25 protein-coding genes are annotated in these 24,150 nt (G+C 43.5%); 7 read left to right on the forward strand and 18 right to left on the reverse strand.

Features of this window, described 5'->3' with window-relative positions; genetic code table 11:
• The first annotated feature begins 273 nt into the window (after positions 1 to 273).
• The 3 genes from IDJ75_RS09150 to IDJ75_RS09160 all read left to right on the forward strand — a co-directional run bounded on the left by IDJ75_RS09150 (position 274) and on the right by IDJ75_RS09160 (position 3,339).
• A complete protein-coding gene (locus IDJ75_RS09150; protein ID WP_191175324.1) occupies positions 274 to 489 on the forward strand; it encodes a FeoA family protein in 216 nt (71 codons plus the stop codon).
• Between the two features lie 14 nt (positions 490 to 503).
• Positions 504 to 2,618: a ferrous iron transport protein B gene (feoB, locus tag IDJ75_RS09155; protein ID WP_191175325.1), complete on the forward strand. Its 2,115-nt coding sequence runs from the start codon at positions 504 to 506 to the stop codon at positions 2,616 to 2,618.
• Between the two features lie 103 nt (positions 2,619 to 2,721).
• Positions 2,722 to 3,339 (forward strand): SprT-like domain-containing protein, encoded by a 618-nt coding sequence (locus tag IDJ75_RS09160; protein ID WP_191175326.1) that lies wholly within the window; start codon positions 2,722 to 2,724, stop codon positions 3,337 to 3,339.
• On the opposite strand, the gene IDJ75_RS09165 is transcribed toward IDJ75_RS09160, so the two are convergent.
• Both IDJ75_RS09165 and IDJ75_RS09170 read right to left on the reverse strand, forming a co-directional pair.
• On the reverse strand, positions 3,336 to 3,695 hold the full coding sequence (locus IDJ75_RS09165; RefSeq protein ID WP_191175327.1) for a hypothetical protein: 360 nt from the start codon (positions 3,693 to 3,695) through the stop codon (positions 3,336 to 3,338). The genes IDJ75_RS09160 and IDJ75_RS09165 overlap by 4 nt on opposite strands.
• Before the next feature lie 83 nt (positions 3,696 to 3,778).
• A complete protein-coding gene (locus IDJ75_RS09170; RefSeq protein ID WP_191175328.1) occupies positions 3,779 to 5,755 on the reverse strand; it encodes an alpha-ketoacid dehydrogenase subunit alpha/beta in 1,977 nt (658 codons plus the stop codon).
• An 88-nt stretch (positions 5,756 to 5,843) separates the two neighbouring features.
• Here IDJ75_RS09170 and IDJ75_RS09175 point away from each other — a divergent pair, with 88 nt between their 5' ends.
• Entirely contained in the window at positions 5,844 to 6,662 is an 819-nt protein-coding gene (locus IDJ75_RS09175) for a DUF4198 domain-containing protein (RefSeq protein WP_191175329.1), read from the forward strand.
• A 208-nt stretch (positions 6,663 to 6,870) separates the two neighbouring features.
• Here the strand turns inward: IDJ75_RS09175 and IDJ75_RS09180 are convergent, their stop codons facing one another.
• The 14 genes from IDJ75_RS09180 to IDJ75_RS09245 form a co-directional block, all read right to left on the reverse strand.
• Positions 6,871 to 7,419, reverse strand: a complete 549-nt coding sequence (locus tag IDJ75_RS09180; protein WP_191175330.1) for a dihydrofolate reductase family protein — start codon at positions 7,417 to 7,419, stop codon at positions 6,871 to 6,873.
• 11 nt (positions 7,420 to 7,430) lie between these two features.
• Positions 7,431 to 8,813 (reverse strand): LutB/LldF family L-lactate oxidation iron-sulfur protein, encoded by a 1,383-nt coding sequence (locus tag IDJ75_RS09185; protein WP_191175331.1) that lies wholly within the window; start codon positions 8,811 to 8,813, stop codon positions 7,431 to 7,433.
• Between the two features lie 142 nt (positions 8,814 to 8,955).
• Positions 8,956 to 10,524, reverse strand: a complete 1,569-nt coding sequence (locus IDJ75_RS09190; RefSeq protein WP_191175332.1) for a M28 family peptidase — start codon at positions 10,522 to 10,524, stop codon at positions 8,956 to 8,958.
• 29 nt (positions 10,525 to 10,553) lie between these two features.
• Positions 10,554 to 10,991, reverse strand: a complete 438-nt coding sequence (rpiB, locus tag IDJ75_RS09195; protein WP_191175333.1) for a ribose 5-phosphate isomerase B — start codon at positions 10,989 to 10,991, stop codon at positions 10,554 to 10,556.
• 178 nt (positions 10,992 to 11,169) lie between these two features.
• Complete coding sequence (gene tatC, locus IDJ75_RS09200; RefSeq protein ID WP_191175334.1) at positions 11,170 to 12,027, reverse strand: twin-arginine translocase subunit TatC; 858 nt, start codon at positions 12,025 to 12,027, stop codon at positions 11,170 to 11,172.
• A 71-nt stretch (positions 12,028 to 12,098) separates the two neighbouring features.
• Entirely contained in the window at positions 12,099 to 13,433 is a 1,335-nt protein-coding gene (gene accC, locus IDJ75_RS09205; RefSeq protein ID WP_191175335.1) for an acetyl-CoA carboxylase biotin carboxylase subunit, read from the reverse strand.
• Positions 13,434 to 13,522: 89 nt separating this feature from the next.
• On the reverse strand, positions 13,523 to 13,999 hold the full coding sequence (gene accB, locus IDJ75_RS09210; RefSeq protein ID WP_191175336.1) for an acetyl-CoA carboxylase biotin carboxyl carrier protein: 477 nt from the start codon (positions 13,997 to 13,999) through the stop codon (positions 13,523 to 13,525).
• Positions 14,000 to 14,164: 165 nt separating this feature from the next.
• Positions 14,165 to 15,154 carry a beta-ketoacyl-ACP synthase III gene (locus tag IDJ75_RS09215; RefSeq protein WP_191175337.1) on the reverse strand — a complete coding sequence of 330 codons (990 nt, stop codon included), beginning with the start codon at positions 15,152 to 15,154 and terminating at the stop codon, positions 14,165 to 14,167.
• 11 nt (positions 15,155 to 15,165) lie between these two features.
• The gene (gene plsX / locus IDJ75_RS09220) at positions 15,166 to 16,104 is read right to left on the reverse strand and encodes a phosphate acyltransferase PlsX (RefSeq protein WP_191175338.1); all 939 of its coding nucleotides are present in this window, start codon (positions 16,102 to 16,104) and stop codon (positions 15,166 to 15,168) included.
• Positions 16,105 to 16,120: 16 nt separating this feature from the next.
• Positions 16,121 to 16,312 (reverse strand): 50S ribosomal protein L32, encoded by a 192-nt coding sequence (gene rpmF / locus IDJ75_RS09225; RefSeq protein WP_082855913.1) that lies wholly within the window; start codon positions 16,310 to 16,312, stop codon positions 16,121 to 16,123.
• A 17-nt stretch (positions 16,313 to 16,329) separates the two neighbouring features.
• Positions 16,330 to 16,851, reverse strand: coding sequence for a YceD family protein (locus IDJ75_RS09230; protein ID WP_191175339.1), 522 nt, complete (start codon positions 16,849 to 16,851; stop codon positions 16,330 to 16,332).
• A gap of 215 nt (positions 16,852 to 17,066) precedes the next feature.
• Positions 17,067 to 17,477 (reverse strand): HIT family protein, encoded by a 411-nt coding sequence (locus IDJ75_RS09235; protein ID WP_191176104.1) that lies wholly within the window; start codon positions 17,475 to 17,477, stop codon positions 17,067 to 17,069.
• An 85-nt stretch (positions 17,478 to 17,562) separates the two neighbouring features.
• On the reverse strand, positions 17,563 to 18,036 hold the full coding sequence (gene greA, locus IDJ75_RS09240) for a transcription elongation factor GreA (protein WP_191175340.1): 474 nt from the start codon (positions 18,034 to 18,036) through the stop codon (positions 17,563 to 17,565).
• A 217-nt stretch (positions 18,037 to 18,253) separates the two neighbouring features.
• Entirely contained in the window at positions 18,254 to 19,186 is a 933-nt protein-coding gene (locus IDJ75_RS09245; protein ID WP_191175341.1) for a 2-hydroxyacid dehydrogenase, read from the reverse strand.
• A gap of 254 nt (positions 19,187 to 19,440) precedes the next feature.
• On the opposite strand from IDJ75_RS09245, the gene IDJ75_RS09250 reads away from it, so the two are divergent.
• Positions 19,441 to 20,004, forward strand: a complete 564-nt coding sequence (locus tag IDJ75_RS09250) for a hypothetical protein (protein ID WP_191175342.1) — start codon at positions 19,441 to 19,443, stop codon at positions 20,002 to 20,004.
• On the opposite strand, the gene IDJ75_RS09255 is transcribed toward IDJ75_RS09250, so the two are convergent.
• Both IDJ75_RS09255 and rsmA read right to left on the reverse strand, forming a co-directional pair.
• Positions 20,001 to 20,729 (reverse strand): hypothetical protein, encoded by a 729-nt coding sequence (locus IDJ75_RS09255; RefSeq protein ID WP_191175343.1) that lies wholly within the window; start codon positions 20,727 to 20,729, stop codon positions 20,001 to 20,003. The two genes, IDJ75_RS09250 and IDJ75_RS09255, sit on opposite strands and share 4 nt — an antisense overlap.
• On the reverse strand, positions 20,726 to 21,508 hold the full coding sequence (gene rsmA / locus IDJ75_RS09260; protein ID WP_191175344.1) for a 16S rRNA (adenine(1518)-N(6)/adenine(1519)-N(6))-dimethyltransferase RsmA: 783 nt from the start codon (positions 21,506 to 21,508) through the stop codon (positions 20,726 to 20,728). Before rsmA ends, IDJ75_RS09255 begins: the two co-directional genes overlap by 4 nt.
• A gap of 165 nt (positions 21,509 to 21,673) precedes the next feature.
• Here rsmA and pdxA point away from each other — a divergent pair, with 165 nt between their 5' ends.
• Together pdxA and IDJ75_RS09270 are read left to right on the forward strand one after the other, a co-directional pair.
• Positions 21,674 to 22,729 carry a 4-hydroxythreonine-4-phosphate dehydrogenase PdxA gene (gene pdxA / locus IDJ75_RS09265; protein ID WP_191175345.1) on the forward strand — a complete coding sequence of 352 codons (1,056 nt, stop codon included), beginning with the start codon at positions 21,674 to 21,676 and terminating at the stop codon, positions 22,727 to 22,729.
• Positions 22,730 to 22,809: 80 nt separating this feature from the next.
• A complete protein-coding gene (locus tag IDJ75_RS09270) occupies positions 22,810 to 23,994 on the forward strand; it encodes a heparan-alpha-glucosaminide N-acetyltransferase domain-containing protein (RefSeq protein WP_191175346.1) in 1,185 nt (394 codons plus the stop codon).
• Positions 23,995 to 24,150: the final 156 nt, after the last annotated feature.

Below are 24,150 nucleotides of genomic sequence, written 5' to 3' on the forward strand. Positions count from 1 at the left end.
GGCATCTTCAAAAAGGATTGTAACTGCCCGCATTTTAGTAATGCAAAGTCGGCTAACACTTCTACGCGAATAGTTTGATTAGAGACATAGGTTAAATTGGTCTTAAAACCTTTTTAACTTTTAATACTTTTGTTGAACATTCTCTATAACAAATTGATAGTTAGCCTATTAAAGGTAACTACAATAGGCTTTCAAAAATTTACGTTAACAACACAATCTCCTTATTTGGATTTGTTATAAATAAGCTTACATTTGTAATCTAATTTTACGCAAATGACGCTTGAACAGCTTGGAGTAGGAGAAACAGGAATAGTAAAAGAATTTACTGATCTTGAGATGTCTGTAAAGCTGATGGAAATGGGTTGCCTTCCCGGCGAGTCTATCAGAGTTTCACGTATTGCACCGCTTGGCGACCCTATCGCTATTCATGTGTCTGGCTACCAGCTAAGTTTGCGCAAGTTTGAAGCATCCACCATAATTTTGCAATAGCACATCTATAACACTTGAAAGCCGATATCAGAGTAGCGCTTGTAGGAAATCCAAATACCGGTAAATCGACACTCTTTAATGCACTAACCGGGTTAAATCAAAAGATAGGAAACTTTCCGGGTGTTACCGTTGATAAAAAAATAGGTTACAGCCAGCTTCCTGATGGCCGCCGGGCCGAGATCATCGACCTTCCGGGTACTTACAGCCTTTACCCAAAAAGCAAGGACGAATCCATTGTATTTTCTGTACTGGCCGAAAAGAATACAGAGCTTACGCCCGACCTGGTTGTAGTGATTATTGATGCCACCAATTTAAAACGAAACCTGTTGCTTTATACACAGGTTGCCGATTTAAAGATCCCGGTTATCATTGCCCTTAACATGATGGACCAGGCGAAAAAGGCAAAAATAGAAATTGATGTTGAGCTATTGTCGCAACGCCTGGGTGTGCCTATTGTGCCTGTATCAGCCCGTAAGCTAGAAGGAATAGAACAATTAAAAAACATCATATCATACGCCAATAAATTTGCGCTGCAGCAGGATAGTATTGATGTAAAAGCCATTGCACCACAAATTATAGCAAGCATTAGTAGCGAGTTTAAAACCGATAACCCATACGTTGCCCTACAGCTGGCGCACCAGCACGAAACCTTAAAATTTTTAACGCCCGCCCAAAGCGACCGTATTGAGGAATTGGAAAAGGAATACTCTTTCCACTCGCAAAAAGCACAGGCCAGTGAAACCATAGCGCGCTACAACTACATTAACGATGTATTGTATGATACGGTGCACACGCCCGTAACCGCGCACGATGAATCGATAAGTAATAAGATTGATAAGATATTAACCCATAGGGTGTTCGGGTTTATTATTTTCATGAGCGTATTGCTGTTCATGTTCCAATCGATATTTGCCTGGTCGGCGTACCCTATGTCGCTGATAGAAGACCTTTTTGTTTGGATTGAAGGCGGCCTGCGCCACGTATTACCCGGCGGCCCGCTTGCCGACCTGCTGATAGACGGCGTTGTTGCCGGCCTGAGCGGTGTAATGGTATTTATCCCACAGATAGCCATCCTGTTTGCTTTCATATCTATATTGGAAGATACGGGCTACATGTCGCGTGTTACGTTTATGATGGATAAAATTATGCGGAAGGTTGGCTTGAACGGTAAATCGGTAGTGCCGCTTATTGGTGGTTTTGCCTGCGCCGTGCCATCCATCATGAGTACCCGCACGATCGAAAACTGGAAGGACAGGATGATCACCATTATGGTAACCCCATTAGTGGCCTGCTCTGCACGTTTACCGGTTTATACCTTACTAATATCGCTTGTAGTGCCCCACAAAAATGTTTGGTGGATATTTAACCTGCAAGGCCTGGCCTTAACTGGCATGTATGTTTTAAGCCTGCTATCGGCTGTTATTGTGGCCTACGTAATGAAATTTGTGTTGAAGGCCCGCGAGCGTGGTTATTTTATTATGGAGCTGCCCGTTTACCGTATGCCAAGGTGGAACAACGTGCTGTTCTCGATGTACGAGCGCTCAAAAACTTTTGTACTGCAGGCGGGTAAAGTTATTATTGCCGTATCGGTAATATTGTGGGTGCTGTCATCATATGGCCCGGGCGACAGGTTTAAAAAGATAGAGCAAACCTACAGCCAGCCGAAATACACCAAAACCATGACACCGGATAGCCTGGCGAGGGTTATATCTACCGAAAAACTGGAGAACTCATACGCCGGTGTTTTAGGCCATACTATCGAGCCGGTTATCAAACCATTAGGCTTCGACTGGAAGATAGGTATAGCGCTCATCACCTCATTTGCCGCACGCGAAGTGTTTGTAGGCACCATGGCCACCATTTACAGTGTTGATGGCGATGCCGATCGGATAGACTCCGTACAGGATAAAATGCGTAACGCTAAAAACCCCAATACGGGCGGCCCTGTATTTACGCTTGGCGTGGCCTTTTCTTTGATGATGTTTTACGCCTTTGCCATGCAGTGCGCCAGCACTGTAGCCGTTGTTTACCGTGAAACAAAAGACTGGCGCTGGCCCGCCGCGCAATTTGCTTACATGACTGTACTGGCTTACGGAGCTGCGTTTTTAGCATATCATTTGTTGAAGTAGTTGAACGCTTAAAGCAGACGGCTTTTGTCAGCGTAGCTTAAGCTTTAGGCTTTGGCCTTTCACGTTTACGCCTAAACCCTTATCTTTGATACAGAGGTAGCAATTGGATAAAGTAAAAGTATTAGAAAAATATCTTCCGCCTGATGCGGCACCACTTATTGGCCGCTGGATAGATTACTTTAAGTGTGAATTTAAAATATCGCGTAACCGCGGTACCAAGTTTGGCGATTACCGCGCCCCCTATGCAGGCAAAGGGCACCGCATATCTGTAAATTTTGATTTGAACCCTTACGCTTTCCTGGTAACCACCGTGCACGAGTTTGCGCACTTACATACCTGGAATGAGCATAAGCAAAAAGCAAAGCCCCACGGCACCGAGTGGAAGAACAATTTTAAAAAAATGATGCAGCCTTTTTTTGAGAAGGATGTATTCCCGCCGGATGTAAAGCAGGCCATTACAGGTTACCTTAATAACCCTGCTGCATCCAGCTGCTCCGACCTCACCCTGTACCGCTCTCTGCGCAAATACGATGCGCCGAAGGAATCTGTGCACACGGTAGAGAAACTTCCCCTAAAAGCCTTATTTAAGCTAAAGGATGGCCGTATATTCCGCAAGGAAGAGAAACTGCGCAAACGCTATAAATGTATCGAGATAAGTACCCGTAGAGTTTACCTGTTTAGCCCTGTTGCCGAGGTGGAGGTGATAGAGGAGAGGAATTAAAAACTTAACCTGATGGATTCCAGCTCCTGCTTAATGAAAATAGCGCAAGCCTTATTTAGGTCGGTGTAGGTTCTTACGGGGATCTCGTCCGTTTCGGGATAAAAACCTACCTGGTATTTGCCGTCGCCGGTATCTAAAATGTACCAGCCAGAATCACTTCTTTTATCTGACGAATAAATCAGCCAGTTATCTGCTAATACAGGGTTTGCATTAAGCGCGAATAAAATGTCTTTTACAGTTACCTCTTTATAATGATCATTATAGCCGGTTTGATCAAGAAGGGTTTGTATAGAAACATCACCATATACATTATGATTTACCGGTAAATGGATGATGTTATTAATAATTTTATTCATAAAACCATTAACTATTATTAACCGGGATTGTTGGGGGATAGTGAAGATAGATTGTACTACCCTGCCCCGGGTGCTGTTTGCAATTAAAATTTTAATAATGTTTCCATCGCCTCTTCCAGGCGTGCTTTGGCTAAAAACTGGTCCTCAAGCGCTTTGTTCATGGGGATGGCAGTATCAAGGCTGGCGCAGCGCATTACAGGCCCGTCAAGGTATTTAAAGCAATGTTCTCCTATATAGGCAGCTATCTCGCCGCCGAAGCCACTGGTGAGCGTATCTTCGTGCAATACCAGCACCTTCGATGTTTTCTGCACGCTTTTTACAACCGCTTCCTTATCCCAAGGCTGCAGGCTGCGCAGGTCAACTATTTCTATAGATTGATCGGGGTGATTATCGGCATACTCAATAGCCCAATGAACTCCAAGCCCAAAGGTAATGATACTGGCTTTGGTGCCTTCGCGTACAACACGGGCTTTGCCTATCTCAACATAATAATCATCATCAGGTACATTGCCGCTCATGCTGCGGTATAGGGCTTTATGTTCAAAAAATATTACCGGGTTCGGATCATCTACGGATGCCATTAGCAAACCCTTGGCATCATCAGGAAAAGCCGGGTAAACTACTTTCAGGCCGGGTGTTTTGGTGAACCAGGCCTCATTGGTTTGCGAATGGAACGGCCCTGCGCCAGTACCACCACCTGCCGGCATACGGACAACTACATCAACCGTTTGGCCCCAGCGGTAATAGGTTTTGGCCAGGTTGTTCACTATTTGATTAAAACCGCAACTTACAAAATCGGCAAACTGCATTTCAACAATGGCCTTGTAGCCATTTAATGCAAGCCCCATAGCTGTGCCTACTACGCCCGATTCACAAATAGGTGTATTACGGATGCGGTCTTTACCAAATTCTTCTAAAAAGCCCTGTGTTATTTTAAAGGCACCGCCATACTCGGCAATATCCTGACCCATAATAACCAGGTTAGGGTGCATTCGCATGCTTTGCCTCAGCCCGTCACTTATGGCATCAATGTAGCGTTTGTTGGTGCTAACTTCAGATGTGATATGTGTAGCTGTGTTATACAGGCGGTACATAGCCTGCACTTCGGTTTGCACATGCGGTATAATATCGGGCTCGCTGAAAACCCTTTCAACTTCGGCATCTATCAGCGTAGTAAATTCATTTCTTAGATAGGGCACCCACTCCGGGCGAAGCACACCTTCATCCAGCAAAAACTTTTCGAAGCAATCAAGCGGATCTTTCTGTTTCCACTCGTCAAACAAATGCTGTGGTACGTACTTGGTGCCCGATGCCTCTTCGTGTCCGCGCATTCTGAAGGTCATACACTCGATAAGTACCGGACGCGGATTTTCCCTTAGCTCTTCTGCAAGCTCTTTTATGGTATGATAAACCTCTAATATATTGTTGCCATCAATACGGCGGCCTTCTATACCATAGCCTATGGCTTTATCAACCAGTGCTGCGCAACGGTATTGCTCATTGGTGGGGGTAGACAGGCCGTAGCCGTTGTTCTCTATCAGGAAAATAACGGGCAGGTCCCAAACGGCGGCAATATTTAGTGCTTCGTGAAAATCGCCTTCACTGGTGGCACCTTCGCCGGTATAAACCAAAGTTACTTTTTTATCATTTCTTAGTTTATCAGCAAGGGCAATCCCATCGGCCAAAGCCAGCTGCGGGCCAAGGTGCGATATCATGCCGATAATTTTAAACTCCTGCGTGCCGAAATGGAAGGAACGGTCGCGGCCTTTTGTAAAACCCGAAGCCTTTCCCTGCCACTGGGCCATTAAGCGTGAAACAGGAATGTTACGTGAGGTAAACACACCCAGGTTACGGTGCATCGGCAGGATATATTCATCGGCATTTAAGGCCATTGTACTGCCTACAGAGATAGCTTCCTGGCCTATGCCAGAGAACCATTTACCAATACGGCCCTGCCTGAGCAGAATTAACATCTTCTCTTCAACCAGGCGGGGCAATAACAATTTCTTATAAAACGTTATCAAACCGTCATTATCTATGTTTTTCCGGTCAAAAATCATCAGGTAAAGCTAAGAAGTTTTTAAAACTTTGTATGTTTGAGCAACACATCTTTTCGCTATGAAGCACTTGTACGTTAGAATTCTTATAATGTTTGCATTTTTTGGTTTGGTATCTTTTATTCCCGACCAATTTTTAATGCCCGAAAACTTCTTCCTGCACAAGGGCGATAAGTTTAACCTGCACCTTTTATCGGGCGAAAGCCTGATCAAAGAGCGAGAGGTGCCTTATGATGCCAAGCAAACCACCAGGTTTGTGATATACGAGGGTAAGAAAAAAACCGACCTTACTACAATTGTAAAAAATGATGCTTCGCCATTATTGAATTATACGATGGAGAACAGTGGCCTTGCGCTGGTACAAATGAATACCAACGAGCTGAATGATATTGCCCGTGAGGACTTTTTACCTTATTTAACCGAGCAGGGTTATGATGAGATAGCCGATAAACTGAAAAACAGCAACGCGTTAAACTTTACCGAAAAATACAACCGCTATTTAAAAACCCTGATACGGGTTGATAACGAAGGTGGCAGCGAATTTGGCAAAATATTGGGCGACGATTTTGAAATCATCCTGAAAAAGAACCCTTATAAATTAAACTATGGTGATGACCTTACTGCAGCCATATATTTTAAAGGCAAACCATATGCCGGGTCGGTAGAGCTGTTTATTAAAACGCAATCGGGAAATGTATACCCGCAAAAACTAACCAGTGATGCATCGGGCCAGGTGTATTTTAATATGAGCCGTGAAGGTATTTACCTGATAAGGGCCACTAAGTTCGAAGAATCGAAAAGTAAGGATGCCGATTACCAATCATGGGTGGCATCGTACACCTTCTCATTCAGCAACCATGATGATGCGCCGGATACTTATAAAGAATTTGGCTTTGGGGATAAGCACTAAGTAGATACTTATTCTATTTGATATTTTGCCTGAAAAGCGGGGGTACTAAGAACACCAATAAAGATTTTTTTTTCGCCCTTGTTGGTGTTGTCACCAACAAGCCGCCATGCAATAGACGATATTGATACGAGCCTAAATGTTGTTGGTGACAACACCAACAACGGCTAAAAAAGCGGAGGGAATTAAAGGACACCAATAAAGACTATAATTATCCTAAAAACGGAAGCTTTTCGGGGTCGAACCATGGGTTTAGCTCGTATCTAACCTGCAGAAGGCCGGTATCGTAAGTTTTCTGGTCGATAAGGGTTAATGCTACCCTGTCCTTAATATCCTTAAACAAAGGTTTTCCTTCCCCTAAAAGTAATGGGTGGATGGATAGCAGCAACTCGCTCACCAGGCGTTTATTTACAAATATGGTTACCAGTTCGGCCCCGCCAAACAGCCAGATATCGCCACCCTCACTTTCCATTATTGCTGCAACCGCGCTTTCAAAATTGGCGGATGATATGACACTGAAGTTTTCGCCAGGTTCAGGAACCAGCGTATCAGAAAACACATAAATGTTTTTAACCGGGAACATGCCGGTATCAGCGCGGATCAGTTCAAAACTTTTACGACCTATAAAGATGGTATCTGTACGGGCAAAAAATGCTTCCATGCCATAATCCTGGTCGGCACGGCACCAATCATATTCGCCGTTGGGGCCTTCAATAAAACCATCAAGGCTTACAGCCAGGTTTAAAACTACTTTACGCATAATGGAATGGGTTATTCGGGGCGTTTGCCATCCTTCCACATCTGGCTGAATGATTTTGGTGATACTTCCGGCATTTCTTTATACTGGCCCCATGATTTTTTGAAGAATATTTTCATCAAAAAGTTTTTAGTTTTACCACTAAAAAAGTCGGTAAGGCTGCGTTTAAGCATTCCTTTTTTCCAGCCGGCCCAGCCCCATTTTTCTTTGGTGGCAACAAGTCCCTCATTAACAGCGTCGCGGCGGTTAAGCAGCAGCATTTTGTGGATCTCTATTTTTACGGGGCAAACTTCGGTGCATTTGCCGCAAAGGCTTGATGCATAACTGAGGTGCTTAAACTCTTCCATCCCGCGCATGTGCGGCGCTATAACCGAACCTATAGGCCCGCCGTAAGTAGTATCATATGTATGGCCGCCCACGTTTTGAAACACCGGGCAAACATTAAGGCAGGCACCGCAACGGATGCAGTACAGGCCCTGGCGTTGTTCTTTTTGTGCCAGCAGGTTAGTGCGGCCGTTATCAAGCAATACCACGTACATTTCATCCGGACCGTCCGTTTCATTAGTTTGCCGTGGGCCGCTTAATATGGTGTTGTAAACCGTTAAGTTTTGGCCCGTACCATGTGTGGCCAGCATTGGCCAAAAAGTATCCAGATCTGTTATTGACGGGATCATTTTTTCGATACCCACCACGGCGATATGTATTTTAGGGAAACTTGTTGTTAAACGCGCGTTACCCTCATTTTCGGTAATGCCTATGCTGCCGGTATCAGCTATCAGGAAGTTTGCCCCGCTAATACCTACATCAGCCTGCAGGTATTTTTCGCGCAGCAATTCGCGTGCTTTTTGGGTAAGCTGCTCGGCGGTACTATCCAGTGGGCTACCAAACTTTTCGTTAAACAGTTTCGCAATATCTTGTATGGAGAGGTGCATAGCAGGTGTTACCATATGATACGGCTCCTGCCCCAGCAGCTGTACAATATATTCACCAAGGTCGCTCTCTAATGATTCAACGCCGTGTTTCTCCAGGAAAGCATTTAAATGGATCTCCTCGGTTGCCATCGATTTTGATTTGATGACCTTTTTTGCCCCGGATTTTTGGATAATATTCAGGATCTCGCGGTTAGCCTCTTCAGCATCGTTTGCCCAGATAACCTTACCGCCCCGTCTTTGAAAGTTCGATTCAAACTCGGGCAAAAACTTGTCCAGGTTTTCCATCACCTTCCATTTAATGGTATGGCCTTTCTTTTTGGTGTTCTCAACATTGATCATGCGCGAGATCCCCCTGTCAAAAGCAGTATCGTACTTGCCAATACTGTTGTTGATAATCCTGCGATGATCTATCTCGAACGCCTTTTGCTCTGAGGCTACCAAAAATTCTTCAGCGGTATTTCCCATTTATGCGAAATTAAACAAACCTGTTAAAAGTTTTTGTAATGTGTTAAAAATACAGCTATTAATATTTAAAACTACACCGGGATGTTTGGTATAAACAACAAAAGCGGCTTAATGGCCGCTTTTGTTGTGAAATGTTTTATAATTATTTTGTTGGAGCTGGTGATTTAGCATCAACTACAGGGCGGGTATCGCGGTTAGCTAATTCCCATCCGGTATAAAATGCCAGTTGCGCACGTTTTACCAATAACGGGAAGTTGATTTTGCTTACTTCGTCGCCAAGGCCGTGGTAATCGGCATGTACACCGTTAAAGTAAAATATAATAGGCACGCCGTAACGGGCAAAGTTGTAATGATCTGAACGGTAGTAGAACTGGTTAGGATCGTTAGGGTCATCATACTTGTAATCCAATTTCATTTTGGTGTAAGTTGCGTTTGCAGCTTCGCCAATTTTATGCAGATCGGTACTTAGCATAGCCGAACCGATTGAATATACATAGTTACCAGAATCGGGCTTGCCAATGTACTCTTCACCAACACGGCCAATCATGTCGATGTTTAGATCGGCAATGGTATTAGCCAATGGATATACAGGATGATCTGTGTACCATTCTGAACCTAACAAACCTTTCTCTTCGCCTACGTTACCCAGGAATAATATGCTACGGCGCGGGCCTTTGCCATCTTTTTGTGCTTTAGAAAAAGCACGGGCAATTTCAAGGATGCCTGTTGTACCAGAACCATCATCATCGGCACCGTTGTTTACTTTATCTTTAGCAGTAGCATCGGGGTTTAAGCCAATATGGTCGTAATGCGCAGAGAACACCAATACCTCACTTTTAAGCTTAGGGTCGTTGCCGGGCATAAAGCCTAATACATCAACTGCTTTAACGTCTTTTTTCTCGGTTACAAAAGCAATATTAACTGTTGATTTAACAACCTGTGTTTGCTTGCCTGTAGCAGTCGCTGTTCTTAATTCTTCGTAGGTTTTACCTGTAGCTTTTAGTAACGCATCAGCCACGGCAGGTGTAATATTAAATAATGGGGCCGCTGTATTTGCTTTCTCTTCTTTTTTAAGTCCTAATCTGCCGCCTGCCTGGCTTTTGCCAAAACGTTTAAGTATAGCAGTAAGCTCGCTGTTGGCACCCATTATAATTGCCGGATTTTTAGCACGGATAGCTTTTAAAATTGCCTGGCGCTGTGGAGTTGCACGGTAGCTGGTGTTTGTTTTTTTACCTTCTTCGGGTTTGTCTTCGTTAATTAACAAAACAATTTTGCCGGTAAGGTCTACACCTTCCAGTTCGGCTTCGGTACCGTAACCAACGTAAACAATATCATTAGCGGTTACATTTTTATCAGGGAAAGTGCCCGGCATAAAAAAGTCCTGCCAGTTTCCAAAAGATTGACCGTTTACAGTAAAAGCGGTGAACTTAAGTTGGTTTTCGGTTAAAGGAACATCTAAAAAGTATGAGCCGTTTACAGGTGCCTGCAGGCCTAATCTTTTAAATTCGGCTGCAATGTAGTTGGCAGCCTTTTCTGCACCCGGTTTACCGGTTTCGCGGCCTTCAAACTCGTCAGATGCAAGGATGCTCAGGTGTTTTTTAGCATCGGTTGTGTTAATAATGTTACCGTACTTAAGTGCGGTTGGGTTTTGCTGGGCACAGGCGGTTGCCGAAAAGGCAATCCCGGTGATCCAAAGTGATAGTTTCTTCATTTGATTTTAATAATGGGTCAGTTTATTATTTAGCAGCCAATTTTATTAACGCGGTTGGCATGGCGTCCGCCTTCAAATTCTTCGGTCAGGAATATCTCTATTATCTTTTTGGTATCCTCTAATGATACATGGCGCGCAGGGATGCAAAGCACATTGGCGTTGTTGTGTGTACGTGCCGGGATGGTAACATCGGGTTTCCAGCACAGTGCCGCGCGGATGCCCTGGTGTTTGTTGGCTGTCATGGCTACACCGTTGGCGCTGCCGCAAAGCAAAAAGCCAAAATCGGCCTCGCCGTTTTCAACAGCGTTGGCAACCAGGTGGGCAAAATCGGGGTAATCGGCAGATTCTGAAGAGTAGGTACCGTGGTCGGTAAATATAATATCATCGCCAAACATGCCTAAAATGGCTTGCTTATAATCAAACCCGGCATGGTCTGCGCCTATGGCTATCTTTAACCCTTTTTTCATCAACTCAAATTTATGATTTTATTGCGTTGCCGAAGGTAAAGATTTTGTTGGAATTGAAGAGGATAGTGTAATGGATTTAGAAGTGCAAATATCCAATAATAAATATTGAATGCCCAACATAGAGGTTATACTTCCTCATTTGATGTTGGGCATTCAGTATTCGAAATTGTTCTTATAATTATAGCGCTGCTTCTCTTGCTTTTTTGCGTTTTTCAACCACTGCGGCAACCAGTATGCCCACTTCATATAAAATGAATAACGGTATGCTTACCACTGTCATGGTCATCATATCGGGTGTTGGGGTAACTACAGCCGCTATGATCAGTATCACAACCACGGCGTAACGCCTGGTCTCGCGCATAAACTTAACGGTAAGGATGCCTAATGACGACAACACATATACCAGTATGGGTAATTCAAATACTATACCGGTTGCCAGCGTTAATGTGGCTACCGATGACAGGTAAGAATCAATAGAGAACATGTTTTGTATTGATGAACTAACGGTATAGCCGGCCAGGAAGTTTATCGACTCGGGCGTAATAACATAATAACCGAATAGCACTCCAATTATAAACAGAAAAGTAGAGTAAACTACAAACCCAGATGCTGCCTTACGTTCTTTTTCGTGCAATGCGGGCCTTATAAAGCGCCATAATTCCCAAAGCAGGTAAGGGAAACCAAGGGTTATACCTATAAGAAGGGCGGAGTTGATCTGCAGGGTAAACTGCCCGGCCATTTCGGTATTAAGCAGGCTGATATTGATCTTATTGATACAAAAGCCATCGCGGTGCAGATAATCACCAAGCTTACACAACATCCTATAGGTCCAAAAGCTCGGCTTACTTGGGCCCATGATTATGGTATCAAATATAAAATCGTAAAAGTAAAAAGCACCGCCGGTAAAAATAACAATAGCAATGGCCGCGCGTACCAGGTGCCATCGTAAGGCTTCCAGGTGATCAAAAAACGACATCTCGGCCTCCATTGTCTGGCCTTTCTCTTTTATTGCTTTTATTATTTTGTTTTCGCTCATTACCTGTTTTCCGCAGTATTAACGCCGGAATGCTATTTACGTTGTATTAACCCGTGAAGATTTATTAAATATTAATATTCGAACGTTTCCATAAACTTGGTAGTGAAGTTACCCGCACGGAAGTTTGGGTCTTGCAGTAGTTTTAAATGGAATGGAATAGTTGTTTTAACCCCTTCAATAACAAACTCGCTTAAAGCACGCTCCATGGTTGCCAAAGCCTCATCGCGGGTTTGGGCCATACAGATAACTTTGGCTATCATCGAGTCGTAATTTGGCGGGATAATATAGCCACTGTACACGTGTGTATCTACACGTACGCCATGGCCGCCCGGCGAATGGAAGTTTGTTATTTTACCCGGTGATGGGCGGAAATTGTTTGCAGGGTCTTCGGCGTTAATGCGGCACTCAATGGCGTGCATGGTTGGCTCGTAGTTTTTGCCCGATATAGGGATACCTGCTGCAACTTTTATTTGTTCTTTTATTAAATCGAAGTTGATCACCTCTTCGGTAACCGGGTGTTCTACCTGTATACGGGTGTTCATTTCCATAAAGTAGAAGTTGCGGTTCTTATCAACTAAAAACTCTACCGTACCGGCACCTTCGTATTTTACCGCTTTAGCGCCTTTAATGGCAGCCTCGCCCATTTTTTTACGCAGCTTTTCTGTCATAAAAGGAGATGGAGCTTCTTCTACCAGTTTCTGGTGGCGGCGCTGGATAGAGCAGTCGCGTTCAGATAAATGGCAAACTTTGCCGTACTGGTCGCCTACTACCTGTATTTCGATGTGGCGTGGGTCTTCAACATATTTTTCAAGGTACAGGCCGTCGTTACCAAAGGCTGCGCCAGATTCGGCACGGGCACTATCCCAGGCATTTTCAAATTCAGCATCTTTCCAAACAATACGCATACCACGGCCACCACCACCGGCGGTTGCTTTTAGTATTATAGGGTAACCTATTTTGTTGGCAATAGATATGCCTTGTTTAACATCAGTTAACAATCCCTCAGAACCAGGAACGATAGGAACGCCGGCTTTTTTCATGGTTTCTTTAGCCGAAGCTTTATCGCCCATTCTGTTGATCTGATCGGCCGTGGCACCAATAAATTTGATACCATACTCGGCACAAATAGCTGAGAATTTTGCGTTCTCAGATAAAAAACCGTATCCGGGGTGTATCGCGTCAGCATTTGTTAATTCGGCTGCTGAGATGATGTTGGGAATATTTAAGTATGAATCGCGGCTTGGAGGAGGGCCAATACAAACAGCTTCATCTGCAAAACGCACATGCAGGCTATCACGATCGGCGGTTGAGTATACAGCTACGGTTTTAATGCCCATTTCTTTACATGTGCGAATAATTCGCAGGGCAATTTCACCTCGGTTAGCTATTAATATTTTTTTAAACATGGCTTTCGAATGTGTAGATATGCAGATGTGCAAATATGCAGATTAATGCGCAGCTCATCTGCACATCCGCAATTTGCACATCAACGAATTTACTTAGGTTCTACTAAAAATAAAGGCTGGTCGTATTCAACCGGCGAAGCATTGTCTACAAGTACTTTTACGATACGGCCTGATACTTCAGATTCGATCTCGTTGAAAAGTTTCATAGCTTCAATAATGCACAATACGCTGCCTGTGCTTATTTCATCGCCTACGTTTACAAATAATGGTTTATCGGGCGATGATGAACGGTAGAACGTACCTATCATCGGCGATTTGATGGTGATCAGGTTTGAAGTATCTGCAACAGCCACAGCTTCGGCAGCAGGTGCTGCAGATGGCAAGCTTACAGGCTGCGGCGCAGGGGCTGCAGCAAGCGGTTGCTGTACCGGTATAGAAGCGTTTACATACGTTGGTGCTTCGTTGGTTTTTATAGTGATCTTAAAATTCTCTTGCTCGATCGATACTTCGTTTACGCCCGATTTTGACACAAAGCGTATAAGATCCTGAATCTGTTTAATATCCATAATAAGCGATAATTGGTTTGGATAAAAGTAGTTTATAAATATGCAAATGTGCGGATATGCAAATGTGCAAATGATTTTTAATGAATTATTTATTTAACAAGTACAATTTTAAGATGTTTTAATTTAAAATCTGCATATCTGCACATTTTAAATCTGCACATCAGTTTAGTAGGCCCATTTTAAATAAATAGAGCCCCAGGTAAACCCGCCGCCAAAGGCAGCTAAAATAAGGTTGTCACCCTTTTTAAATTTATCTTCCCACTCCCATAGGCACAATGGGATAGTACCGTTTGTGGTATTACCGTAACGCTCAATGTTTACAATAACCCTATCAGGGGTTATACCGGTGCGGTTAGCTGTAGCATCAATAATACGTTTGTTGGCCTGGTGTGGTACCAGCCATGCAATATCATCGGCAACTAAATGATTGCGTTCCATTACTTCGGCGGCAACTTCGGCCATGTTGGTTACAGCAAATTTAAATACTGCCTGGCCTTCCTGGTATGCATAGTGCTCTTTATTAGCAACGGTTTCGTGCGTGGCCGGACTAACCGAACCACCCGATTTTTGAAATAAAAGCTGTGAGCCCGCGCCATCGCTTTTCAGCACCGAATCTATAATGCCGTAGCCTTCTGTGTTAGGCTCAAGCAGGGCACAGCCGCATCCATCGCCAAAAATGATACAGGTAGCACGGTCTTCGTAGTTGATGATTGACGACATTTTATCGCCCCCTACTACTAATACTTTGGTGTGTTTACCACTCTCAATAAACTGCGCACCGGTAGCCAGGCCAAATATAAAGCCGGAACATGCTGCCTGAAGATCATAACCCCAGGCATTTTTAGCGCCAATTTTGTGTGCAAGAATATTTGCCGTTGCGGGGAAAGGTAAATCAGGGGTGGTGGTGCAAAATATGATCAGGTCTATCTCTTCGGCAGTTATACCACGCTTTTTCAGCAAACCCTCAACAGCCGGTACGGCCATATCTGATGTGCCAAGCCCTTCGCCTTTTAATATCCTACGCTCTTTAATGCCGGTACGACTCGTTATCCACTCATCGTTGGTTTCCACCATTGTTTCCAGCTCCTGGTTGGTTAATACGTACTCGGGCACGTAACCATTTACAGCGGTAATAGCAGCAGTAATTTTGCTCATTCTATATTTTTTTACTGAAAAGCCAGTTTAATTTTGTCTATAAGGTTGGTCTCGATCATGTTCCTTGACAATAGCACCATGTTTTTGATAGCCTCGGGACTTGAAATGCCATGGCCAACAACAACAGGCGCATTAACACCAAGTATAGGGCTTCCGCCGTATTGCTCGTAGTTAAAGCGGTCAAAAAATTCGTCTTTAAATCTTTTCTTTTGGGTAATAACGTAAAAAGATTCGGCAAGTTTAAGGATAATGTTCCCTGTAAAACCATCGCATACAACAACATCGTTGTTATCAGCAAAAAGGTCGCGTCCTTCAACGTTACCTACAAAGTTAAACAGTTTGGTATCCTTCATTAAAGGGTAGGTGGCCTGTAAAAGCAGGTTGCCTTTCTCCTCTTCTTCGCCAATATTCATCAGCGCTATACGCGGGTTGGGTATCCCGTATATAGATTCGGCAAGCAGGCTGCCTAAAACACCAAACTGCAAAAGCACATCAGGCTTGCAGTCGGCATTGGCGCCTACATCCAAAATAATACCCAAACCGCCTTTAAGTTTGGGTACAATGGTTGTCATGGCCGGGCGTATTACACCGGGTACGGTTTTTACGCTGAACATGCTGCCCACCAGCATAGCCCCGGTATTCCCTGCCGAGGAAAATGCCTGTATAGCGTTTTCTTTCAGCATCTGGAAGCCAACGCTTATACTCGAGTTGGGTTTCTGAACAATAGCCTTAGTGGGGTGTTCGCCCATGCCAATAACTTCGGTTGTGTGTACAAACTCAAAGTTATCGGGGCTAAAATTATTTTCCTGAAGTATGCTTAGTGCAATATGCTTGTCGCCAATGAGCACGAGTTTTTGCCCGGCAGATAAAACTTTACAAGCTTCAATTGCCCCTAAAACTGCTGCCTTGGGGGCGAAATCACCGCCCATAATATCTAAGCCAATCTTCATTTTCAGAAAATTAAACTTAAACTGCTACTGCTTTCTCAATAAGGATTTTTCCGTTGAAGTAAACGTTACCGTCAACAGTGTATGCTCTGTGTGGCAAGTGTACTGCACCAGTAGTTTGGCAAGTAGTTAAAGTAGGCGCTTCTGCTTTGTAGTGCGTTCTGCGTTTATCTCTTCTTGATTTTGAAATTTTCCGTTTTGGATGTGCCATAACTTTTAGTTATTATATTATTTTAATTTTTTAAGAGCTTCCCATCTCGGGTCAACACTCTCGGTTTTTTCATCATTTGCCGCAAGCTTATTTAAGTTTGCCAGCATTTCCTCGTCACATTGTTTCCCGTCGCCCTCGTTACTGCAATTGGCAATAAACGGCAGCGCAACGTTCACATATTCATATATCAGCCTGGCAACATCAATCTCATGATCGTTTTTGCCAAGGGTAATTATCTCGTCATCTTCGCTCATTTCCTCTTCTGTAAACCGGGCTATTTGCTGTTCGTGAATATCTATCGGTTGCAGATAATCAGATAAGCATCTATCACAAGTGGCATTTACAGTGCCGGTAATGTCAAAGTTCAGGATAAGCATCGTTTCCTGTTTGTCCAGTTCAACCTTACAAATAAGATTGGCTTTTTTAACTAACGAGTATTCAAACTCGGCAAAAAAAACATCGTTTATTTCGTATTCAAAATAATGCTTGCCCAGCTTAAGGCCGGTAAAAGGGATTGAATATGTTTTTAGCGATTTCAATGAGCAACAATTAGCCCGCAAATGTAGGTAAATTTCCGAAAACTGGAAAGTGTTTTTTTTAATTGGTTTTTGGGTTGTTAACAATGTCCGTTGAAGGGCTGTAAAAGCGGAAAGGCTAAGGGTAAAAGAAAGCGGCTGGCCTCTCCGTGTTTATGTAAGCATGCGTAATGCGTTGTGGGGAATGGTTCTTCCGCTCCATCATACCACACGGTTATTTATTGGTGGGTAACCTCACGTAAGGCTTCCACAATTTTTTTAGCAGTAGCGGCCAGTTCATCCTGCGTAGGGCTAAGTTTTGGCCTTGCAAAGTTCATATCATCAACCCTGTTCATAGGTATTAAATGAATATGAGCGTGAGGTACTTCTAAACCAATAACAGCTACGCCAACCTTCTTACATGTGATAGCTTTTTTTATCCCCGTGGCTACAATTTTAGCAAATATCTGCAAACCCATGTACGTTTCATCTTCCAGGTCAAAAATATAATCAACCTCGGCTTTTGGGATAACCAGCACATGCCCTTCGGCCAATGGGCTGATATCCAAAAAAGCTAAAAACTCATTTGTTTCGGCTACTATATGTGCCGGGATTTCGCCTGATATGATCTTTGAAAAGATGCTCATAATTAGTGAGTGGTTGATTATGTGAGTGGTGAATAGTTAAGAAATGGTTTGGATGAACAGCTACGGAACTGCTCACCCAAACCATTTACTATCTACTAATTTCTAATACCTCAAATTCTATTTTACCTGCGGGTACGGTTATCTCGGTTATTTCACCAACTGATTTACCTAACAAGCCTTTTGCAATAGGTGATGTTACCGATATTTTACCGGCTTTCATATCAGCTTCGCTTTCTGATACCAACTGGTAGCTCATAGTAGCGCCGCTTTTTATATTTTTTATTTTTACGATAGATAAGGCCAAAACCTTAGATACATCCAGTTTTGATTCATCAAGTAAACGGGCGTTTGCCAGCGTTTCCTGCATTTGGGCTATTTTGCCCTCGTGCAAGCCCTGAGCTTCTTTTGCTGCATCGTATTCGGCGTTTTCCGAAAGATCGCCCTTATCACGTGCTTCAGCTATTGCAGCGCTGATATTAGCACGGCCTGTAGTTTTTAAGTATTGTAACTCTTCTTTTAATTTTTCTAAACCTTCTTTGGTATAGTATGATACCTCTGCCATAACACAATATAATTAGTAGTTTATTATCAGTTTGCGCCAAAAAAAACCGCCCCCCTACTTTTTCTATAGAAGAGCGTGATGGCCTTAAAAACAAACAAGACTACGTGGGCCGGGCCTGCATAGTCTTGTTTAGTGTAAAACGAAGATAGTATAATTAAATTTTATTATCCAAATTTTTTAATTGAATGCTTACACCTATCGGATGGAATTTTACTGACTACGCTAATCCCAGTTTACCCAGTTTCATGGCCATTACTTCGCTTATTTTACGGTAACTTTCAAACGTCCATCCACCAACATGCGGGCTTAAAATTACCCTGCCGCTTTGGCGTAATTCATCAAACCAGGCCTGTTCTGCAAGCGATGGAAATTTCTCCACCTCCAATACATCAAGCCCCGCAGCTATTATTTTGCCTTGTTTAATGGCGCTGAGCACTGCGCTGGTTTTAACTACCTTGCCGCGTGCTGTATTGATAAAAAATATAGGCTTTTTAAAATGATAAAAGTATTCATCGTTCACCATTCCATCAGTTTCTTTGGTGAGCGGTATATGCAGGCTCAAAACATCACTGTGTTTAACAATCTCTTCCATGCTTACCTCGCGGGCATATTGGTCGCTAAAACCGGTTTTATATTTATCGTAAGCAATAACATTTACGCCAAAACCCGATAGCTTTTTGGCAAAGCTGCTGCCCATATGCCCATAGCCAATAATGCCAACAGTCCGCCCTTTTAATTCGTACCCGCGGTTTTCCTCGCGGCGCCAGCTGCCTGCGCGGATCTCGGCATCCGCGGTATTCATATTATTCATCAGTGACAACAGCAGGCCTATGGCGTGCTCGCCAACGGCATCCATATTACCTTCGGGTGCGTTGATTAATTTGATGCCTTTTTCTAAAGCATAATCTTCATCAATATTATCCATACCGGCCCCGGCGCGGCAAATAAAACGCAGATGGGTGGCCTGGTCAATGAACTTCCTGTCTACCTGGAACTTGGAACGGATAACCAATCCATCATAATTATTGATGATGGCATAGGCCTCATCAAGCTTCATATCTGGCTGGTAATTGATTGTGTACCCAAAACCTCCGGCCTGTTCAATAAACGTAGGGTGCAGATCGTCGACAATAAGGATGTTGTTTTTCAATGGCGTAAGAATTTGATGCGCAAAATTACAAATTTAGAAAGGATAAGGCAGGAGCGAATAATTATGTGGTTTAAGCATGACGGAATTACTCACCCCGGCTATGCTGCGCTGGCCGATCCTCTCTGCTGCGCAAAGAGGATGAAACTGCAAACACCCTCTTTCCACAAGCGGAGAGAGGGTGAGTTTACTCACCAACCTGCCACCTTAAAAACTGGCACGCAAATAGCATACATCTATATATAATAAATTCACTGATGATTATTCCATTTAAAAAAGCACGTACAGATATTAAAAGATATGTAGATACGCTATCGCACGATGGCTTTAGGCGCATATTTGACAATATAGACCAGCTCGGCATCAAAAAAGGCGTTGATAAACATGGCCTGGATAAGTTCATCAACCAATGTGCGTACATGGCTGCAGGCTCGGGTGCTATTGCCGGCAGTGGCGGCGTAATGACCATGCTGGTAGGCATGCCGGTTGATTTTATTAACCTGATAACCCAACAGTTTAGGGTTACTATGGCCATTATGTATTATACCAAAGGCAACTACAGGATAGGCTTTGATGAATTTATGGTACTTGTTGCCACATCTTTTAAAGTAGAGGCTGGCATAGCCGTAACCAAAACCATGATGGAAGGCATTGCCGAAAAATTATTGCTGGCTTTTGGCGTACGCGCTGCGGAGCGTTTAGTACCGGTTGTAGGTGCCGTAATTGGTGGCACAGCAAATTACCTGTTTGTAAAACGCATGGCCTTAAAGGTTAAAGAAATGAAAGGCGCAGATAAGGTAGTGGTAATACCGATTGACTAACGCGACTTGCTTATACCTAACAACCCGTTGGGGTCCAGATATTTCATCTTCATGAGTTGTTTGTAGCTGAACAGCACATCCCGTTGTGGTTCAAAAGCCTGCACAACATGCGGCAAAACATCATCTGATGACAGCAGTATCCCCTTGGAGGTAATTAAATATTTTGTTGCGGGGCTGCTGATGTTAAATGTATTTACGGTTTTCATCAACCTGTCATATATAACCGAATCATAATCAGGGTCGTCTTTAAGGGAGTTTTTATCATCTTGTATACGCTCGCTTAAAATGCGTTTGTACCTGGCCTTAATTATACGAAGCCCTTTTGCAGTAAGAATTTTTGACAGCAAAACGGGCTTGCCGGTTTTTGTATTTAAGGTAACCCACCGCTGGTACGAGCTTGGGTATGCCCCCATGGTTTCATACATCAAATTAACAGATATTATATCTCCGCTAAAATAGTTTACATCGTAGTTTAATGCAGTTATCCCGCATCCGCATTCCGCATATTCTGAAACAACCTCTGCTATTGTTTTGCCATTAAGAATTTCCTTTTCAGACAGCGCTTTTTGTAATTCGGGAGATTTATTTGATACCACCGGAAGGTATAACGTATCGGCACTGTCCTGGTATTTTAAATAAACAGGCTTGGTTGTTATGGTTTTTTGTGCATAGCAACAAAAAGTGCCAAGCAAAACCACACCAATCATTATCAATACATGTTTCATTGTCTGTTTTCCGCTATCTCGTTGGTTAGTTGCACAAAATCGGCTACACTTAAACGTTCGGCACGCAGGTCGAGGGTTTTATTATCTACCATCTTCTCTTTATTAATTAATGATGATACCGCGTTTCGCAGGGTTTTACGGCGCTGGTTGAACCCCGCTTTTACAACCTGCCAAAAAAGTTTTTCATCACAACCAAGATCGGCAGTGGCGTTACGGGTTAAGCGGATAACAGCCGACAGTACCTTTGGCGGCGGGTTAAATACACCAGCCTTCACCGTAAATAAGTATTCAACCTTATAATAGGCCTGCAAAAAAACGCTCAGGATGCCGTACTCCTTACTGCCGGGTTTTGATGCACAGCGTTCGGCTACTTCTTTCTGAAACATGCCTACAACCTCGTGTACCTGGTCACGGTGATCCAGTATCTTAAAAAGTATCTGCGAGGAAATATTGTAAGGGAAGTTACCTATCACAGCCATCTGGCTTTCAAACTTCGCTTTAAAGTCTAGCTCCAAAAAATCGGCATTGATCAGCCTCTCGCCCAATTTGGGGTATTTCTTTTTCAGGAACGTATACGATTCGGTATCAATATCTATCAAAAAAGTTTCGTACTCGGCTTTTTGCAGCAAAAAATCAGACAGGATGCCCATACCCGGGCCAACCTCAAGTACCTGCTTATACCTACCCTCGGGGCGCAGGCTATCCACGATTTTAGAGGCAATATTTTTATCAGTAAGAAAGTGCTGCCCTAAATGTTTTTTTGCTCTTACTAATGTCATTATCTGTTTTTATTTGAGCAAATTAAGGCATATTTGTGCTTTAATCAGAATTTATAAACTTAAAATCTTTTTATTTGCATGTTGAGCGGCGAGCTAAAGGCTTAAAGCACAAAGCAAAATACGTAACCGGCGGTATAAAAAACCATCGGCGAAATCATAATAATCATGAGCGACAAACCTAAAATAGGAATAAGTATTGGAGATGTTAACGGGATAGGGTTAGAGATAATCATCAAAACCCTGGCTGATGCTAAAATATACGATTACTGCACTCCAATTGTTTACGGGCATACTAAAGTGGCGTCATTCCACCGCCGGGCTACCCATATAAACGAATTTAATTTTAATGTGGTAGATAGTGCCGCCGATGCGCAGCACCGTAAACCCAACATGATAAACTGCTGGGAAGAAGATGTGAAAATTGAACCCGGCCAGGTAACTGCCGAAGGTGGCAAATACGCTTACATCTCCTTACAACGCGCAACAGACGACCTGCTGGCCGGCAATATAGACGGCCTGGTAACAGCGCCCATCAATAAAGACAATATCCAAAACGAGGAGTTTAGTTTCCCCGGCCATACCGAATACCTGCAGCATCGCGACAGCAAAGATGAATCGCTGATGTTTTTGGTGAGTGATACCCTGCGTGTTGGCGTGGTAACTGGCCATATCCCGGTGTCAAAGATCGCGGAAAGCATCACTACCGACAAAATCATCCACAAGCTAAAGCTGATGAATTCCAGCCTGCAGGATGACTTTTGGATCCGCAAGCCAAAAATTGCCGTGTTAGGGCTTAACCCCCACGCGGGAGATAATGGCCTTATTGGCAGTGAAGAAAAAGATACGATCATCCCTGCTATTGAAGAAGCCCGGAACAACGATGTACTGGCTTTTGGCCCTTACGCCGCCGACGGCTTTTTTGCTAACGGTACCTACCTGCAATTTGATGCCGTACTGGCCATGTACCACGACCAGGGGCTTATCCCATTTAAACAAATAGCGTTTGAATCAGGTGTCAACTACACTGCCGGGCTAAGTTTTGTACGCACCTCACCCGATCATGGAACCGCTTATGACATTGCCGGTAGAAACATGGCTTCGGAAGTATCTTTCCGCGAAGCATTATTCACCGCTTTACATATTATTAAACACAGAAGAGAAACCGCCGAGCTAAACGAGAACCCTTTGATGTTTGCCAAATTAAGTCGCGATAGGGACTAATAAGCCATCGCAGAGATACTGTTTTAAATTTATTACCGTTAGATTAAAACATTTATCTATAAAAATCATTTTCCTGTTTAATGAGTAATTTAATTAACCGCATCAGGTCAATTGATGCGTTTCGTGCAGTTACCATGTTCCTGATGATCTTTGTGAATGATCTGGATGGCGTGCCAAATACCCCTCAATGGCTTAAACATGCAGGAATTAATGCCGATGCTTTAGGACTTGCCGATACCATATTCCCAGCCTTCCTTTTTATTGTAGGCTTATCCATACCCTATGCCTTTAAAAAACGGCTGCATAATGAGAACGCGCATATCCCTATGCGCATTGTCACCCGGTCGTTCGCGCTTATATTTATCGGGTTTTTCCACGCCAATATGGAAACCTATAACGACCCGGCCACCCTTTTGCCGCAACCTGTTTGGGAAAGCCTGGCCACCTTCAGTTTCTTCTTTATATTTTTAGATTACAGCAAAGTACAGTCAAAAACCACGCGATACGTACTTCAGGGCTTTGGCATCCTGCTATTGGCCGTCATGTGCATTCTATACAAAAGTACCGACCCCAACCACCCGTGGCTGCATTTAACATGGTGGGGCATATTGGGGCTAATTGGCTGGTCGTACCTGGTTTGTGCGTTTATTTATTATTACAGTAATGGGGTGCTTTGGGTACAGGCTGCCGCCTGGATCTTCTTTATGTTCTTCAATATCGATTTCCACTTTGGCATGCTTAACTTTTTAAGCGGCATCCAAAAATATATGTGGATAGCCGGTAATGGGGCCATGCAGGCCTTTACCATGGCCGGCGTTTTTGTATCAGTGCTTTACATGCGGCTTGCTGAAAATAAGGAAATTAAAATGCTGTGGGTTGCTATGCTGCTGATGGCCGTGATATTGTTTAACCTTGGCTTTATCGTGCGTTATTTTAGCGGTGGAATAAGTAAGGCGCGCGATACCCCTTCATGGGTGCTCATTTGTACAGGTATAAGTTTGGTGGTATACGCTTTCTTTATTTTTTTGGTAGATGTAAAGCACAAATTCCATTGGTTTAAGGTGATAGAACCCGCCGGCACCAACACTTTTACCTGCTACCTGCTGCCTTTTTTGTTTTATCCCCTTTACCAAATGACGGATCTTGGCTACCCCGAATACTTTAACCAGGGCACCGGCGGGCTTATTAAGTGCGTCATATTTGCGTTTGTAATGGTTTGGTTAACCGGTTTGCTGCAAAAAATAAATGTACGGCTCAAGATATAAAGTGTTCACGTTCACTGCCGTGAACACTTGTGAACGCGGCTAAGTATTTGATTATCAGTTAAAAGCTGAATTTGGTATTTAAAACGCCCCCAAACGACTTAAAAACGCCCTCAAAAGGCACTCCCGGTCGAAATATTTTATACCTTTCAATTGTTT

Source organism: Mucilaginibacter rigui (assembly GCF_014773275.1).
Taxonomy (GTDB): Bacteria; Bacteroidota; Bacteroidia; order Sphingobacteriales; family Sphingobacteriaceae; genus Mucilaginibacter; species Mucilaginibacter rigui_A.

Bases quoted from the DNA above. Each gene is read 5' to 3' on its own strand.
- IDJ75_RS09250 (WP_191175342.1), top strand. From the start codon at position 19,441: ATGATTATTCCATTTAAAAAAGCACGTACAGATATTAAAAGATATGTA.
- IDJ75_RS09150 (WP_191175324.1), top strand. From the start codon at position 274: ATGACGCTTGAACAGCTTGGAGTAGGAGAAACAGGAATAGTAAAAGAA.
- IDJ75_RS09255 (WP_191175343.1), bottom strand. From the start codon at position 20,729: ATGAAACATGTATTGATAATGATTGGTGTGGTTTTGCTTGGCACTTTT.
- accC (WP_191175335.1), bottom strand. From the start codon at position 13,433: ATGTTTAAAAAAATATTAATAGCTAACCGAGGTGAAATTGCCCTGCGA.
- tatC (WP_191175334.1), bottom strand. From the start codon at position 12,027: ATGAGCGAAAACAAAATAATAAAAGCAATAAAAGAGAAAGGCCAGACA.
- IDJ75_RS09215 (WP_191175337.1), bottom strand. From the start codon at position 15,154: ATGAGCAAAATTACTGCTGCTATTACCGCTGTAAATGGTTACGTGCCC.
- IDJ75_RS09270 (WP_191175346.1), top strand. From the start codon at position 22,810: ATGAGTAATTTAATTAACCGCATCAGGTCAATTGATGCGTTTCGTGCA.
- pdxA (WP_191175345.1), top strand. From the start codon at position 21,674: ATGAGCGACAAACCTAAAATAGGAATAAGTATTGGAGATGTTAACGGG.
- IDJ75_RS09180 (WP_191175330.1), bottom strand. From the start codon at position 7,419: ATGCGTAAAGTAGTTTTAAACCTGGCTGTAAGCCTTGATGGTTTTATT.
- rpmF (WP_082855913.1), bottom strand. From the start codon at position 16,312: ATGGCACATCCAAAACGGAAAATTTCAAAATCAAGAAGAGATAAACGC.
- greA (WP_191175340.1), bottom strand. From the start codon at position 18,036: ATGGCAGAGGTATCATACTATACCAAAGAAGGTTTAGAAAAATTAAAA.
- IDJ75_RS09165 (WP_191175327.1), bottom strand. From the start codon at position 3,695: ATGAATAAAATTATTAATAACATCATCCATTTACCGGTAAATCATAAT.
- plsX (WP_191175338.1), bottom strand. From the start codon at position 16,104: ATGAAGATTGGCTTAGATATTATGGGCGGTGATTTCGCCCCCAAGGCA.
- IDJ75_RS09175 (WP_191175329.1), top strand. From the start codon at position 5,844: ATGTTTGCATTTTTTGGTTTGGTATCTTTTATTCCCGACCAATTTTTA.
- accB (WP_191175336.1), bottom strand. From the start codon at position 13,999: ATGGATATTAAACAGATTCAGGATCTTATACGCTTTGTGTCAAAATCG.
- IDJ75_RS09170 (WP_191175328.1), bottom strand. From the start codon at position 5,755: ATGATTTTTGACCGGAAAAACATAGATAATGACGGTTTGATAACGTTT.
- rsmA (WP_191175344.1), bottom strand. From the start codon at position 21,508: ATGACATTAGTAAGAGCAAAAAAACATTTAGGGCAGCACTTTCTTACT.
- IDJ75_RS09185 (WP_191175331.1), bottom strand. From the start codon at position 8,813: ATGGGAAATACCGCTGAAGAATTTTTGGTAGCCTCAGAGCAAAAGGCG.
- IDJ75_RS09190 (WP_191175332.1), bottom strand. From the start codon at position 10,524: ATGAAGAAACTATCACTTTGGATCACCGGGATTGCCTTTTCGGCAACC.
- rpiB (WP_191175333.1), bottom strand. From the start codon at position 10,991: ATGAAAAAAGGGTTAAAGATAGCCATAGGCGCAGACCATGCCGGGTTT.